Consider the following 13,662-nt stretch of genomic DNA (forward strand, 5'->3'; position numbering starts at 1 on the left):
CAGATTCCTTAACAATTAATTTATTCCTTTTAGGGATTGAACATCACTCAAATTTGAGTATAATAAGCTAGGGTATTCAAATTTGAGTACGGATAAATGACTACAGAAGGGAAGTTCTTATGGACGCGAAAAAAAGTAGTGTCAAATTAGTAATCGCAGGCCTCTTGCTTGGCCTCTTTATGTCGGCGCTCGATCAGACGATCGTATCGACGGCGATGGCCAAGATCATCGAGAAGCTGGGCGGAATGGACAAATTCGTCTGGGTTTATTCTGCTTACATGATCGCAATGGTAGTCGCAACGCCTATCTTCGGCAAGCTGTCCGATATGTACGGAAGGAAGAGGTTCTTTATTTCAGGCCTAATCTTTTTCCTGATCGGTTCCATTCTTTGCGGTACGGCAACAGACATGAATCAGTTAATTATCTACCGTGCTATTCAAGGTGTCGGCGGCGGCGCGATTATGCCAATTGTCTTCACCATTATCTTTGACTTGTTCCCGCCGGAGAAGCGCGGCAAGATGATGGGCCTGTTTGGAGCCGTGTTTGGCATTTCGAGCGTATTTGGTCCGATTATGGGCGGTGCCATTACCGATAATATCAGCTGGCGCTGGATTTTCTACATCAACGTTCCAATTGGCATCTTGTCCCTGATTTTTATCATGAGAGGCTATCAGGAATCGAAAAACCACCGGAAGCAAGTGATCGACTGGGCCGGTGCGGTTATTCTGATGGCAGCTGTCCTTCTTCTGATGTTTGGACTCGAACTTGGCGGTACCGATGGCTGGGCATGGGATTCGTTCAAAACAATCTCGCTTCTAGCCGGCGCGGGCATTCTAGCCGTTGTCTTCCTGTTTGTTGAGAAAATGGCGAAGGATCCGATTATTCCGCTGACCTTGTTCAAGAAGCAGCTGTTCACCAGCAGCATGATGATCAGTCTTCTATACGGCGGCATTATGATTGCTGTCGCTACTTATATTCCGCTGTTCATGCAAGGCGTATTTCATCTTTCGGCAACCAGCACAAGCACGGTTCTGACACCGATGATGCTTGGGGTCGTCGTCAGCGCGCAGATCGGCGGCCGGATTGCGAATAAAGTCCGTTTCCGCGACGTCATGATCGTATCTTCGATCGTACTGATGGTCGGAACGTATTTGCTTGGCTATGTGATGGATGCTTCCTCAAGCCGTGCACTGATTACCGTATTTATGGTTATCATTGGCCTCGGTATCGGCGTATCCTTCTCCTTGCTGAATATCTCGACATTGAACTCCGTTCCTCCGCAGTACAAAGGTTCGGCGTCGTCGTTGATCACATTCTTCCGCACGATCGGTTCCGCGCTTGGCATTACCGTGTTTGGCGCAATGCAAAAAACGCATTTCCAAAATTCGCTGCAGGACGTGCAAGGCATCAAGCCGGAAATGGCGGCACAGATCAAAGGCGGACAGGCGCTGCTTGATCCTGCGGTTCAAGCTAAAATGGGGCTGCCTGCAGATTTTGTAACGCTTCTGCTTGGCAAGCTGTCCGATTCCATTCTGTTTATTTTCCAATGGAATGTCATCCTGCCGGTATTGGCGTTTGTTTTCGCGATTCTGATGGGCCGCGCCCGTCTTGAACTTCCTCCAAAATCGAATCAGGCTCCAGCCAAAGACGATGCAGGCAAGCCGGAGCCTTCGTTCTCGGGGAGATAAGGATCATGTCAATGAAGCTGTTAATATTGGGGCTTCTAATGGAACGAGACAGACATCCTTACGATATTAGACAAACGATTAAGCAGCGGAATTGGAATGAATCTTTTCGGCTTCGTGACGGTTCCTTGTATTACGCGGTAGACCAGCTGCGGGATCACGGGCTGATTGAGACGGCGGAGATTGTGGCGGTTCCGGGCGATAACCGGCCCGACAAGACGATTTACCGGATTACGGAGTCAGGCAAAGAAGCATTCCATAAACTGCTTTATGAACAGCTCAGCCAGGTTTCTTATCCGCAGCATCCCGTTTTCCTCGCGTTGCCTTTCATTCGTCACGGCGATCAGGGGCAGACTGAGCAGCTGCTGCAGAAGCAGCTGGCCGCATGCGAAGAGCGTATTAAACGCATGGAAGCGGTATTAGATATAAAAGGGAGCTTTCTTCCGACCGGCTCCCGAATGATGATTAACGGAATCAAGAAATTCGGAGAGGCGGAGAAGGAGTGGCTGCTGGAACTGCTGGAGCTGGTAAGGAGCGGCAGCCTTCTTCAAGGTCCAAGCTGGACACCTGAGCAGATCGAGCAATATCTCAAGTCCCATCCCGGACCTCAAATGCCGGAAAAATAATACAAATAAAGCTAGTGAACCGCACAAGGGTGCGGTTCTTTTGTTTTTATTTTACTAATTTTCGCGGATAGGGTCAGATAGGGGCAACTTTTTCGTGCGTTTTTCGGTCAAAGCGATTCGAATGGACGGCATCCGTTCAAAATCCGCTTTTTCAGCCAAAGTTTGGCATGAAGCTCCGACAAAGAAACAAGTGAGCCGCGCAGGATATTTGACACGTTTTTCAAATCCTCCTATGTACAATCTAACCTATACCACAGCAGGTATGTCTGATTTACAAAAACGAGGGAAGAGGTGTAACGATGCGTACAAAAATCAATTCAAAAGTGCTCGTATATGTACTTTGTATAGCTTTGTTCATGACCTTGAGCACGCGTTTTTTACCTTCAAATAAAGTGTCTGCTGAAGTAACGCATGATTTATCGACTGCTCATTTATCCATCGCTGACGGCAATATCGTGGTAAGTGACGCTTTACAGCTGTTTACGCCGCAGCTGCCGGAGGCCGCTGAAATAAAGCCTGTAGAGAGGCAAGAAGCAGCGCTGGCGGAACCTGAGCCAAGTATAATCCCCGAAATACATAGCGCTGCCGCGCAACCCTCCGTGAAAGAACCGCCCATACTTACATACGCAGTAACCGCGTTTTACCTCAACGTCCGCGAGAAGCCGGATGCAGACTCCAATATTATTCAAGTACTTAAGCAAGGGGACACCATCGAGGTGGACCACGCAACGGATAACGGATGGCTGGCTCTGAAGGATCAAGGCTTTGTCCATGGACGTTACGCCGAGCAGATTGAAGGAAAAGCGGCTCCGGTTGCTGAAAAGTCTCCTGCGGTAGAAGTTTTGGCGAAAGCGAATACAATTGCGGAAGCTGCGCCGCCGCTTAACGATACGTTAGAGATCAGGCCCGTTAAAATATTATCAGTGTCTTCCGACCCTGAGAAGCCAACATCCGTTGTGGAATCGGACTCGGGACTGACGGAAGAACATATTGCGAAGCTGTTTGAGAAAACGGCTCTTGCGGATCACGGATTAGAGCAAGCTATTCTCGAAATCGAAGAGGAATACGGCATTAACGCATACTTTACGATTGCCGTGATGAAGCTGGAAAGCGGCAACGGCAAGAGTACGCTCGCCAAGAAGAAAAACAATTTGTTTGGCCTTAATGCATTAGACAGCGACAAATATAATAAAGCATTTGCCTTCGAAACGAAAGGTGACAGTGTCCGCAAGTTCGGCCAGCTGCTGGCAAAGAATTATATCGATAAAGGCTACACAACGATTGATAAAGTAGCGAGTAAGTATTGTCCGGCCAATCCGAAATGGTCAAGTCTGGTCATGAACATTATGAAACGAGATTATAAGAAGCTCTAAATAACATAACGGGGAACAGGAACCTTTTGGCCCAGGATTCAATAAGTTATATAGTCAAATGACTATATGACGGAGGTATTAAGATGGATAATCGTGGTTTTGTTCCTTTTGGAGGTGGCTTTGGAGGTGGCTTTGGCGGCGGATTCCGTCCACCATTCCGACCTTTCCCGCATCCTTTCTTTCCAGGTCGTTTCTTGTTCCCGTTCTTCTTTTTCTCGCCGTTCTTCTTCCCTTTCTTCCGGGAAGACGACCGCAACTATTATTTCGCTCATCACCAAGCGCAGGCAGGAGATACGATGGAGCAAATCGCCCATGCGTACAACATTCCAAATACGCTGCTAGAGGAAGCCAACCTGCATATCGGGAATCCAAAATCCCTCAAGCATGGCGAAACGGTTGTCATTCCGCGAATCTCCAATATGTATTGCCATAAAACATACATGGATCTTCCTGCAACGCAATCGCTTCAACAAAGTAATACCCAGCCAAACGGGCAGCCAAACATGGTGAGCCCTAGCATGACAAGTCCAAACATGGCAAGTCCAAACATGGCAAACCCAAACATGGTAAGCCCTAGTATGGTAAGTCCGAATATGGCAAATCCTCATATCCACGGAATATCCGTTAATGGCCCATATTAAGCTAGAAATAATAACGTCCGCTCCTTCCCCATAAAAAGGAAGCGGACGTTATTTGTTTTTAAGAAAGGATTAATTCTTTCATCTCCCACGGGCTGATCGGACTCATACGCACGAACCGGGAATGGAAGTGCATCAGCCTTTTGCCCCGGGTTGCGTGCAAAGTCTCTGCCTCCATCCTTACCTCGGACAACCAGGATTCCTCCTGGGGCAGTTCACGTCCGTCCTTCCGCCGGATAGAACGCCAATCCTGCTGCTGCGAAAGTAGCGCTTCCGACTGCTCTATGGGTAGTCCTTCCGTTAGCAGGCGGATCATCTCGGGCTCTTCATGGTGAATGGCTTCAATTAAGCCTTGACCAAGGAGAAATGGGGAAGAGTTCGCAAAATAATTCCGAAGCTTTCCCGCAGCCTTGTGAACCATTAGCTGATGCGGCAAATCCGGGTTCTCGGATTTATGGGTAGAGCTGTTCAGGAAATGTACGCAAAAATGCCCCGAAAAGCCATTCTCCGGTATTCCGTCTCCGCCGTGAGGCATCCCGTTCATGGAAGCCGCAATTTGCCTGCCATCCTTTTCCGCGATAATCGCTTTTCTGTCCCAGGTCCAGCCCTTGCTGTAGATCTGCTTCATAATTTCGGTATCTGCCTTCGTCACGGGTTGAACATCCGCATGATCATGTCCGGCTCTTCGTTGTACGCGGAACGATAACCCGGTCTCCATATCCTTGATTACAAAGTAGGCTTTTCTGGAAAAAAGCTTTTCCGCATCCTGCCAATCCAGTAATTGTCCGTAATGCTGCGCCCGCAATGCCTCGGCAGACTGCTGCAGCTTAGCCATTGCTTTGTCCGGCAGAACAAGCATTTTTGACTGCGTCTCATCCCATACGCGTCCGCTGATATCTACGCGAAAAGATGAAGCAGCGATACCTTCCCGGGTAATATAAAGATCGGAAAATCGCGGGATTTCATCGGATGCTTGCCACATCGGAGAATCAAGGGCATTTACGATATCCGGATCTTTTATTGTGTCATGGTCTTCGAATACGGCGGTAGGGCTTGATTTGACCATTAACTGCAAAGAGGAATGCCCGTTTATTTCTTCTTTCATCCCAGCAGACCTTGCATGGAGATTATTTTCCGGCAGCCAAGCAAGGGCTAATGCAAGCACGATCATTCTGCAAGCCTTAATACGTATAAATCGCTGAAAAAGCATATTTTCCTCCTGTTACTAAATAATTGAAGCTTCGGCGAACCATACTATCCTTGTCCATTATTATTCGCGGCTGAATGAGTGCTTATGTGACGATAGGAGAAGTGAAGAATGGGATTTAACGGAATCTGGATAGCTGGACTTGCTATCTTGCTGCAGCAGCCTGTACAACCCGTACAGCCCGAGCAGCCTTATATTGTGCCTGAACATCTGACCATTGAGTTCCGCGGACAACCGCTTGCCCAGATCAAGCGGGGGGATTACGATCTTCCGGGGACGTCCTTTTTGGATATCGGGAAGTTCGATAACCTGCTGTCAAAGCTTGAGAAAAAGATCAATATGCCTCCCGTTAACGCTTATATCGGCGATAGGGGGACGATCGTGCCGGAACAGTCTGGTTATCAACTGGACCGCGATCAATTTGCCACGCAATTTTACGGCTATTTCTTCAATAACAAGCCTTCGACCATAGAGGTACCCTTAACTCATGTGCACGCGAGGGTGGACAGCGAATTGCTTGCCAGCATTAAGGAAAAAGCGATCGGTAACTATGTCACTTATTACAACAGCAACAATAAGAACCGCTCCCATAACATTTCCTTGGCTGCAAAAGCGATTTCCAATACGGTTGTTTTCCCCGGCGAGACGTTTTCATTTAACCGTACCGTGGGGCCAAGAACGCCGGAGAAAGGATATTTGAGTGCGCCGATAATCGTCCGCGGGGAGCTCTCCGAGGGAGTGGGAGGCGGCATTTGCCAAGTATCCTCTACTTTGTTTAACGCCATTGACAGCGCCGGGCTCAAAATCATCCAGCGATACTCGCATAGCCGGCATGTGCCTTACGTGATGCCCGGGCGGGATGCTACGGTAAGCTGGGACGGACCGGATTTCGTATTCAAGAATCAATACAATCAGCCGGTGTTGATCCGTGCTTTTGCCGGAAGCGGGCGTGTCTTTGTGTCCGTTTATTCCTCTGAGCTTATTGAATACAAACACCGCCATATCCCAAGCATGTCGAAAAAGCTGCCCGAGGAAGTTGTTTTCAAAGCCCAACAGCATGATGTTAATGAAGGGAAGGGGATGCTTCCATGATCAAGAAATTAACGGCATTAATTATTGCTGCTGTTGCGGGCTCGTCATTGCTGGCATTGACTAGCGTGGCTGCAGAAGGGGAACGGGAAGCGCTGCAGGCTGCTTTTATCCGGACCAATAACTTATGGCTGGCGATTGACGAGGTTCAGAAGCCGCTGACCAAGGAGGAATATATTCGAAGTCCCCAATGGTCAAATGACGGAAAATGGATGACCTTCCTCCGTGATGAGAACAGGCCCGAAGTGTGGACCTATGAAGCTGCAACCGGCGGTATGAGAAGGCTGGGGGAAGGCAGCAATGCCAAATGGGCTCCCCATGACAATCGATTAGCCATCTTGTCGGGAAGAACGCTGAGCGTCATGTCGGCTGACAGGCCAAGCGACCATTCGCAGAACAATATTATGGACAATGCTGGGGAGTTCTCGTGGCTGCCTGACGGCAGCGGACTGCTTGTATCTACTGCGGCGGAGCTGCTGCCGGAAGGCGGCTGGGCACCGATTGAGCTGTATGTATTAAAGCCTGACGGTACGAGCGGGGTTTGGTCAAAGCAGCAATTTTACCGGCTGCCTGCCCAATCGGATGATTTTTTCGCGATTCAGACAAGCCCGTTCAAATGGTCGCCGGACGGAAAATGGATTGCGTTTATTGCCAAGCCAACCGCTTCCTTATCTTCCGATGCCAACACGTTAATCCTGCTGTCTTCGGATGGCCAGAACTTTGTGAAGGCGGGTCAGATGCTAGGTTATGCCAATTGGTTTCAATGGGCTCCGTCAAACGGTCAGCTCGCCTTTATTGAAGGTACGGGCAGAGAAGCGACATCAAACAAAAAACTGACTGTTCTCGAGGATATCCATACTTTGAAAAAGCGTGTGCTGACGCCTCGGGACTATGCCGACAACGACTTTACTTGGGACCGCGATGAAGCGATTATCGTGTCCCGGAGGAAAGAGGCGGCATGGTCGGGCGATGAAGAAGACAGAGCAATGCCTCTGCTGGCTAAGGTTAATCTTCGAACAGGGCAGAGCAAAAATGTGACGAAAGGCATCGACGGCTATGGCGATTATGCGCCAACAATCATGAAGAACGGGATGATTGCCTTTGTACAGTCCGGTCAAGGCTCCGCGGAGGTCAAGCTGATCAAACCGGGTGCAAGACGGTCCTTATCCTGGATTACGAAGCTGACCATTGCCGAAGATTATTACGGCAGAGCGAATTGGAGCGAAATGATTGGATATTTGAACAAGTGAACGAAGGAGCTCCAATGTTGGAGCTCCTTCATTCATTGCTTCATTGGTTTAACGGAACATCTAGCCTGTCGAAGGGCTGTTCGGAACATGGCCTTTTTGGTTGCGGTTCCGGTCCGTTGACCCCGCCACATTATTTTCAGCTTCTAGCGAGTTGAACTGCAGTGCATGCATTTTACCTTGGAAAGAGCGTCGTTTATTATGCGACATGTTTGTTATTCCTCCCTGCGATAGAATGGCGCCTACAACCTGTGGCGAAATTAGATTGCCCGCAGGCCGCTTCGAATATCGCGTGAAAAATCTTCTCTTTACACCATGACATGGATAGCCTAGTATTGAACCTGTCAACATTTTTGTAAACGTCTTCATAAGGAAGGGCATGATTGGCGTTCAGCAATGAAGGAAAGAGAAGGAGAGGTAGCAAATGGAGAACAGCAATAAATTCGCTTGGACCTGGAAAATCAAAGAAGAAATGCTTGAGGAATACGTAGCCATGCATCTGGCCCCTTGGCCTGAAATTATGGAAGAGCATTCGCGCGCAGGGATCCGGAATTATTCGATCTTTCAAAACGGCAACCAGTTTTTCTACTGCTTCGAATGCGATGATGTAGAGAAGGCGTTCGGCATAATCGCCGAGAGCGAGCCGTGCAACCGTTGGAATGCCATCACCTCGCAAATGGTGGAGGGCTCATTCGATTTCCGCGAAGCCGAACCAATTCGTCCGTTAAGAGAAGTCTTTTACTTGAAATAATACGTAATAATAAGTTGAATTTATCTAGGGCTGCTTGACGCGAATTGGCGTTTAGCTGTCCTTTTTTGTTAACTGGAAGAGAGCGGCTTTGCAGAAAGTCGAAAATCGTCGTATTATATAGACTAGGTGTCATTTTTATCGAGTTTTGAGAGGAGCATTTATACCATGAGCGAGTTGAGTCAATACGGTATCCAATTAACAGCACAAATCATACATGCTAAGCAATTCGAGAAAAAGATGAGAGGCTACAGCCAAGAGCAGGTGGATGAGTTCCTCGACGAGATTATCAAGGATTACAGCCGCATGCAGGAGCTGATCGTAAAGTTTGAAGCTGACCTGGCGAACATACATAAGGAATTGATGAAGGACAAGGAAGCCTTCGATTACTTCATGATCAAACGCCGTCTGGAAGACCTGGAGCAGCGCGTATTCGGGGAAAAGAGAGAAACGCTTCGCCCGCGCGTATTCTAATCGTTGCATGTTAAAAAGCCGCTTGGCTCTATGTCGGATAGAGCGGAAGCGGCTTTTTAGTTTCAGCAAGGTTTATTTGTTTCCTCTGCGCACCTTTAATTGCTTGCCTTTTATCGTCGTATTCTTCATCAGCTCAAGAACGAGCGATCCTTTGCCGTTCAGAATCTCGACATCGGTCACATGGTCGAGAATCGTTATGATTCCAATATCCTCAGCCGTTACCCCTTCAAGCTTCGCAATGGTCCCGACGAAGTCAACCGCCCTGAATTTCTTTTTCTTCCCGCCATTGAAGTTAAGCTTCATGATTTGCTTGTTTAATTGCTCGCGGCGGTCCTTTTTCAGCTCAACCCCAACGTTTATTTTGCGTTCGAAATCTTCGAGGCGGCGGCTAACCTCTTCCTCCGAAGGAGCTGGCACTCTAGGAATCGCGAAGCCGATGTAATCTTCAATCTCCGCCAGCCGTTTGCCGTCGTTAGGCGCAAGGAAGGTAATCGCCTTTCCGTTCTTGCCGGCGCGTCCGGTGCGTCCCGTACGGTGCACGTAGCTTTCTTTCTCTAACGGGATATCGTAGTTAATGACATGGGTGATATTCGTAATGTCGATCCCTCTTGCCGCAACATCCGTCGCAATCAAATAGCGGAATTGGCCTCTTCTGAACGCATTCATCACCTCGAAGCGTTCTTCCTGCTCCAGACCGCCGTGGATGCGATCGCATGGATAGTCGAGCTCGGCCATCGACCGGAACAGCTTGTCGACATTCTCCTGGGTCCGGCAGAAAATAATGCAGCTGTCCGGATTTTCCACAACAAGAACGTCCTGCAGCAAGGCCAGCTTGTCCGCTTCCTTTACTTCGATAAGGGAATGTTCAATGGTTGCCGTCGTTAATCCGCTTCCCTGTATCTCGATTTGCGCGGGGCTGTCCATATATCTTCGCGACAGCTTGGCGACATCCTCGGGGAAGGTCGCGGAAAACAGCATCGTTACCCGATCGCTAGGCAAGGCTTGAATAATCGATTGGACTTGTTCAATGAATCCCATATTCAGCATTTCGTCGGCTTCGTCAATGACCAGATAAGCCAGCTTGTCCAGCGCAAGCGTGCCGCGATCAATATGGTCAAGCACGCGTCCCGGCGTCCCGACAACCATATGCGTCCTTTGCTTCAGCTCAGCCTTTTGAATATGAAAAGGAGATTTCCCGTAAAGGGCCGTTGCTTTGATTCGTTTAAACCGGCCGATATTGGTAATGTCCTCCGTGACTTGAACCGCAAGCTCGCGGGTTGGCGTCAATATTAAAGCTTGCGGCTTATTCTCGTTCCATTCCACAAGCTCGCAGAGCGGAATGCCGTATGCGGCTGTTTTGCCGCTGCCGGTTTGCGATTTGACGACCAGATCCCTTTTCTCAAGCGCAATAGGGATAACTTTCGCTTGCACCTCCGTTGGAGTGTCAAAGCCCAAGCTGCTCAGAGCTGTCGTAATTTCCTTGCTTAATTCTTTAAATACCGTCATCTCAAACCTCTTCTGCATGATATTCGCCGTACTATGCCGTACATTTTAGCCTATACTTGTTCATTATACCCGGAATCGTACTTGATAGTGTTATAATCGTTAGAAGAATGAAAGGATGATAGCGATGAGCGTAATTAGACTAGAGAACGTGACGAAAAAATATGAAGACGCTATGATCTTTCGCGATATTTATTTTCGCCTGAGCCAAGGGGAGCGTGTTGGCCTGATTGGCCGGAATGGTGCGGGTAAGTCGACGGTATTCAGGCTTATTATGGGCAAGGAAGAGCCAACGTCCGGCAAGGTCGAGATCGATCCGCAAGTGAAGATCGGCTATTTCTCGCAATTCTCCGAACTAAGCGGCAGCTTATCCGTGCAGCAGGAGCTGGAGATGTGCTTTGAGCAAGTTGCCCTCATAGAACGAGAGCTTCAAGAGGTCGCGGAGAAGCTGGGATCGGTAACGGATGACGGCGAGATGGACAAGCTGCTGTCTAGACAGGCGGAATTGTTCGAGCAAATGGAGCATTTGGACGGCTGGAATGTGTCTGTCGAGATTAACACTGTGCTTACAAAGCTGGGATTTAACGATAATTCGCGTAATCAGCCGGTCGACGAGTTGTCCGGAGGCTGGAAAAACCGCGCGGCACTAGCGAAAATGCTCATTCAAACGCCGGATGTTGTCCTGCTCGACGAGCCTACGAACTATTTGGATATGGAAGGCATCGCTTGGCTGGAGCAGTGGCTGTTCCGGTTCAAGGGGGCCATGATTCTGGTTTCCCATGACCGGGAATTCATCGATAAAGTCGTTACAAAAACGATTGAGATCGAGAACTATCATTTTCAGGAATACGATGGCAATTACACCGATTATGTCCGCAAGAAGAAAATGCGCAAGAAGGAGCTGGACCGCCAGTTCGAGTGGGAAGAAGAGCTTCTCCTGATGGAAGCTGAAGCCATAGATAGCCGAAGCAGCAAAAAGACCTCGGAAGACCGTCTTTCTCGTAAACTAGCGGATAACAAGAAACGGATTGAGCCTCATCCCGTTAATGTGCTGATCACCGATATTTACGAGAAGCTGCGTTTTCCGGACAAATTATGCGAAGTGAAGCAAATCAGCCAAACTTATGACGGCAGACAGATTTTCGAGAATATCAGCTTTGACATTCAAAAGGAAGACCGCCTTGTGATCGTTGGCCCTAACGGGAGCGGGAAATCCACTCTCATTAAAGTGTTGACGGGGCAGGAGAAGCAGGAGTCCGGTGAAGTCGTCTGGGAGAGAGGGGTAAGCTACGCTTATTTCAACCGGATGTGGGAGGAGCTTGATCCGAAGGATACGGTCAGCCACGCGGTGAATACGTATGGGCTTGGCCTGGATGCGCCGAGGAAAAAGGTCAATAAGTTCCTGTCCATGCTGCAATTCTCGGAGAATGATCTGAGCAAGTTTATCGGCAACCTGTCGGGCGGGCAGAAGGCCCGCGTTGCGCTTGCCAAATGCCTGCTATCCGGTGCCGCCGTTATCATATTGGACGAGCCGACGAATCACCTTGATCTGACGAGTATTCAGGTGATGGAGCAGGCGTTAATTCATTTCCCGGGAGCGGTTATCACCGTCAGTCATGATCGATTCTTTATCGATAAAATCGGAACCAAGATGCTGACCTTCGATCCGGAGACCGGAGTAAGCGAGCAGAGCTTGTAGAGAAACGCAAAGGCAGGACAAAGCGCGTATGTGCTTATGTCCTGCCTTTTTAATTACGGGAAAAGTTCAAAGGTTTAAACAAACCGCAAAATATATTTTGTTTATACACGAAAAAGGCATAGACATACGAACATTCGTGCCCTTAGAATAGGAATGTATTTCCATTTCCATGATTCTCCAATTTAGGGAGGGGTCAATTCAAATGCAGGATACGATTCGCATTCATGAAGGCTGGACCAACGCCAGTCCAGAGGAAGTCGGTTTCGATAGAGGACAACTCCGGCGTCTCGACGATCATTATTCTTCCATAATCGGAAACGGTACGATTCAGGGCGCAAGTTACATCATCGCGAGAAAAGGAAAGGTATTCGCGCAGCGCTCGTTAGGGAGTTTGCGCCATGAAGACGGCAGCGCCGATCTTCTGCCCGATTCCATTCGGAAAATCTATTCGATCACGAAAGTATTTACGGCCGTTGCGATCCATCAGTTAGTTGACCGAGGGAAAATCTTTCTGACGGAATCCGTCAGCCGGATCCTGCCCGAATTCGATAACGATAAGCATCGCAACATTACGATCTTCCAGCTGCTCACCCATACCTCCGGCCTTCAGGGAGATCCCGGCTTTTACCTGGAGCCTTACGGTCTTCCGTGGTACGAATGGATGGCTCGTGAAGCGAAGAAAGCCTATCCGCATGTCAATTGGCTGCAGGTTGTGATCTCCGGTCCCATGCAGCGCATGCCGGGCAAGGAATGGATCTATTGCTCAAGCGGTTATGCCGTATTAGGCGAGATTATTGCCAGGGTATCCGGCAAGTCCTACGAACAGTACATACACGATGAGATACTGAGTCCGCTCGGCTTAACGAATACCTTCTTCAAGGTACCCGAGGATCAACGGAACGCTGTCTGCTGTACGAATGATTGGGAGAAAAAAGAAGTCTACGAGCCGCGCGAGCGGACGGCGGACATGCCAAACGTCGCAGGCAACGGTCTTTATTCGACGCTTGAGGACTTGTGGAAGTTCGGGCAGATGATGCTGGACGGCGGAACCGGCAACGGCAACCGCGTGTTGTCCAAACGTTCCGTCGAGCTGCAAACGGTGAATCATTTGCATGGCTTAACAAGCAGGGGCTGGGGCAATCTTCACACGGATTTCAAATACGGGCTAGGCTGGTCGGTGGATCATTTTGATCTGGCCAGCAAAGGAACCTTCTCTCATGAAGGCTACGGTCATTGCGGCTTGTATGTGGATCCTGTCGAGGAATTGGTATTTGCGTTCCTGGTTCCAAGTCATAAAGGCTTCACGAATGAATCGGTTGTTACCCCGCGGGCTATCGTCTGGTCGGGATTGGAATAATAATCAGCCTTTTAAA

The 13,662-nt window shown here is 49.0% G+C and carries 13 protein-coding genes; 10 read left to right on the top strand and 3 right to left on the bottom strand.

Annotated elements, in window-relative coordinates:
• The first annotated feature begins 119 nt into the window (after nt 1-119).
• The 4 genes from WFJ73_RS11190 (at nt 120) to WFJ73_RS11205 (ending at nt 4,325) form a co-directional block, all read left to right on the top strand.
• A complete protein-coding gene (locus WFJ73_RS11190; protein ID WP_336773135.1) occupies nt 120-1,688 on the top strand; it encodes an MDR family MFS transporter in 1,569 nt (522 codons plus the stop codon).
• Nucleotides 1,689-1,693: 5 nt separating this feature from the next.
• Nucleotides 1,694-2,311, top strand: coding sequence for a PadR family transcriptional regulator (locus tag WFJ73_RS11195; RefSeq protein WP_336773136.1), 618 nt, complete (start codon nt 1,694-1,696; stop codon nt 2,309-2,311).
• Nucleotides 2,312-2,610: 299 nt separating this feature from the next.
• Complete coding sequence (locus WFJ73_RS11200) at nt 2,611-3,684, top strand: glucosaminidase domain-containing protein (RefSeq protein WP_336773137.1); 1,074 nt, start codon at nt 2,611-2,613, stop codon at nt 3,682-3,684.
• Nucleotides 3,685-3,767: 83 nt separating this feature from the next.
• Nucleotides 3,768-4,325 carry a LysM peptidoglycan-binding domain-containing protein gene (locus WFJ73_RS11205; RefSeq protein ID WP_336773138.1) on the top strand — a complete coding sequence of 186 codons (558 nt, stop codon included), beginning with the start codon at nt 3,768-3,770 and terminating at the stop codon, nt 4,323-4,325.
• 58 nt (nt 4,326-4,383) lie between these two features.
• On the opposite strand, the gene WFJ73_RS11210 is transcribed toward WFJ73_RS11205, so the two are convergent.
• Nucleotides 4,384-5,532, bottom strand: a complete 1,149-nt coding sequence (locus WFJ73_RS11210; protein WP_336773139.1) for a hypothetical protein — start codon at nt 5,530-5,532, stop codon at nt 4,384-4,386.
• Between the two features lie 108 nt (nt 5,533-5,640).
• On the opposite strand from WFJ73_RS11210, the gene WFJ73_RS11215 reads away from it, so the two are divergent.
• A complete protein-coding gene (locus WFJ73_RS11215; RefSeq protein WP_336773140.1) occupies nt 5,641-6,621 on the top strand; it encodes a VanW family protein in 981 nt (326 codons plus the stop codon).
• On the top strand, nt 6,618-7,868 hold the full coding sequence (locus tag WFJ73_RS11220; protein WP_336773141.1) for a TolB family protein: 1,251 nt from the start codon (nt 6,618-6,620) through the stop codon (nt 7,866-7,868). The genes WFJ73_RS11215 and WFJ73_RS11220 overlap by 4 nt, the downstream gene beginning before the upstream one ends.
• A 60-nt stretch (nt 7,869-7,928) precedes the next feature.
• On the opposite strand, the gene WFJ73_RS11225 is transcribed toward WFJ73_RS11220, so the two are convergent.
• Nucleotides 7,929-8,075: a hypothetical protein gene (locus tag WFJ73_RS11225; RefSeq protein ID WP_165930719.1), complete on the bottom strand. Its 147-nt coding sequence runs from the start codon at nt 8,073-8,075 to the stop codon at nt 7,929-7,931.
• A gap of 214 nt (nt 8,076-8,289) precedes the next feature.
• Between WFJ73_RS11225 and WFJ73_RS11230 the strand changes: the two genes are divergently transcribed.
• Together WFJ73_RS11230 and WFJ73_RS11235 are read left to right on the top strand one after the other, a co-directional pair.
• Nucleotides 8,290-8,616, top strand: coding sequence for an L-rhamnose mutarotase (locus WFJ73_RS11230; RefSeq protein WP_201008103.1), 327 nt, complete (start codon nt 8,290-8,292; stop codon nt 8,614-8,616).
• A 165-nt stretch (nt 8,617-8,781) separates the two neighbouring features.
• The gene (locus WFJ73_RS11235; RefSeq protein ID WP_015844352.1) at nt 8,782-9,087 is read left to right on the top strand and encodes a DivIVA domain-containing protein; all 306 of its coding nucleotides are present in this window, start codon (nt 8,782-8,784) and stop codon (nt 9,085-9,087) included.
• Between the two features lie 72 nt (nt 9,088-9,159).
• Here WFJ73_RS11235 and WFJ73_RS11240 read toward each other — a convergent pair whose 3' ends face one another.
• Nucleotides 9,160-10,593: a DEAD/DEAH box helicase gene (locus WFJ73_RS11240; protein ID WP_336773142.1), complete on the bottom strand. Its 1,434-nt coding sequence runs from the start codon at nt 10,591-10,593 to the stop codon at nt 9,160-9,162.
• A gap of 124 nt (nt 10,594-10,717) precedes the next feature.
• On the opposite strand from WFJ73_RS11240, the gene WFJ73_RS11245 reads away from it, so the two are divergent.
• Entirely contained in the window at nt 10,718-12,289 is a 1,572-nt protein-coding gene (locus tag WFJ73_RS11245; protein WP_336773143.1) for an ABC-F family ATP-binding cassette domain-containing protein, read from the top strand.
• 202 nt (nt 12,290-12,491) lie between these two features.
• Nucleotides 12,492-13,646 (top strand): serine hydrolase domain-containing protein, encoded by a 1,155-nt coding sequence (locus WFJ73_RS11250; RefSeq protein WP_336773144.1) that lies wholly within the window; start codon nt 12,492-12,494, stop codon nt 13,644-13,646.
• The last annotated feature ends 16 nt before the right edge of the window (nt 13,647-13,662 follow it).

The organism is Paenibacillus sp. MMO-58, assembly GCF_037146255.1.
Classification (GTDB): Bacteria; Bacillota; Bacilli; order Paenibacillales; family Paenibacillaceae; genus Pristimantibacillus.

What these genes read in the sequence shown, in the direction of transcription:
- WFJ73_RS11195 (WP_336773136.1), top strand. Translation starts at nt 1,694, where the DNA reads ATGTCAATGAAGCTGTTAATATTGGGGCTTCTAATGGAACGAGACAGA.
- WFJ73_RS11190 (WP_336773135.1), top strand. Translation starts at nt 120, where the DNA reads ATGGACGCGAAAAAAAGTAGTGTCAAATTAGTAATCGCAGGCCTCTTG.
- WFJ73_RS11210 (WP_336773139.1), bottom strand. Translation starts at nt 5,532, where the DNA reads ATGCTTTTTCAGCGATTTATACGTATTAAGGCTTGCAGAATGATCGTG.
- WFJ73_RS11240 (WP_336773142.1), bottom strand. Translation starts at nt 10,593, where the DNA reads ATGACGGTATTTAAAGAATTAAGCAAGGAAATTACGACAGCTCTGAGC.
- WFJ73_RS11200 (WP_336773137.1), top strand. Translation starts at nt 2,611, where the DNA reads ATGCGTACAAAAATCAATTCAAAAGTGCTCGTATATGTACTTTGTATA.
- WFJ73_RS11230 (WP_201008103.1), top strand. Translation starts at nt 8,290, where the DNA reads ATGGAGAACAGCAATAAATTCGCTTGGACCTGGAAAATCAAAGAAGAA.
- WFJ73_RS11220 (WP_336773141.1), top strand. Translation starts at nt 6,618, where the DNA reads ATGATCAAGAAATTAACGGCATTAATTATTGCTGCTGTTGCGGGCTCG.
- WFJ73_RS11245 (WP_336773143.1), top strand. Translation starts at nt 10,718, where the DNA reads ATGAGCGTAATTAGACTAGAGAACGTGACGAAAAAATATGAAGACGCT.
- WFJ73_RS11225 (WP_165930719.1), bottom strand. Translation starts at nt 8,075, where the DNA reads ATGTCGCATAATAAACGACGCTCTTTCCAAGGTAAAATGCATGCACTG.
- WFJ73_RS11250 (WP_336773144.1), top strand. Translation starts at nt 12,492, where the DNA reads ATGCAGGATACGATTCGCATTCATGAAGGCTGGACCAACGCCAGTCCA.
- WFJ73_RS11235 (WP_015844352.1), top strand. Translation starts at nt 8,782, where the DNA reads ATGAGCGAGTTGAGTCAATACGGTATCCAATTAACAGCACAAATCATA.
- WFJ73_RS11205 (WP_336773138.1), top strand. Translation starts at nt 3,768, where the DNA reads ATGGATAATCGTGGTTTTGTTCCTTTTGGAGGTGGCTTTGGAGGTGGC.
- WFJ73_RS11215 (WP_336773140.1), top strand. Translation starts at nt 5,641, where the DNA reads ATGGGATTTAACGGAATCTGGATAGCTGGACTTGCTATCTTGCTGCAG.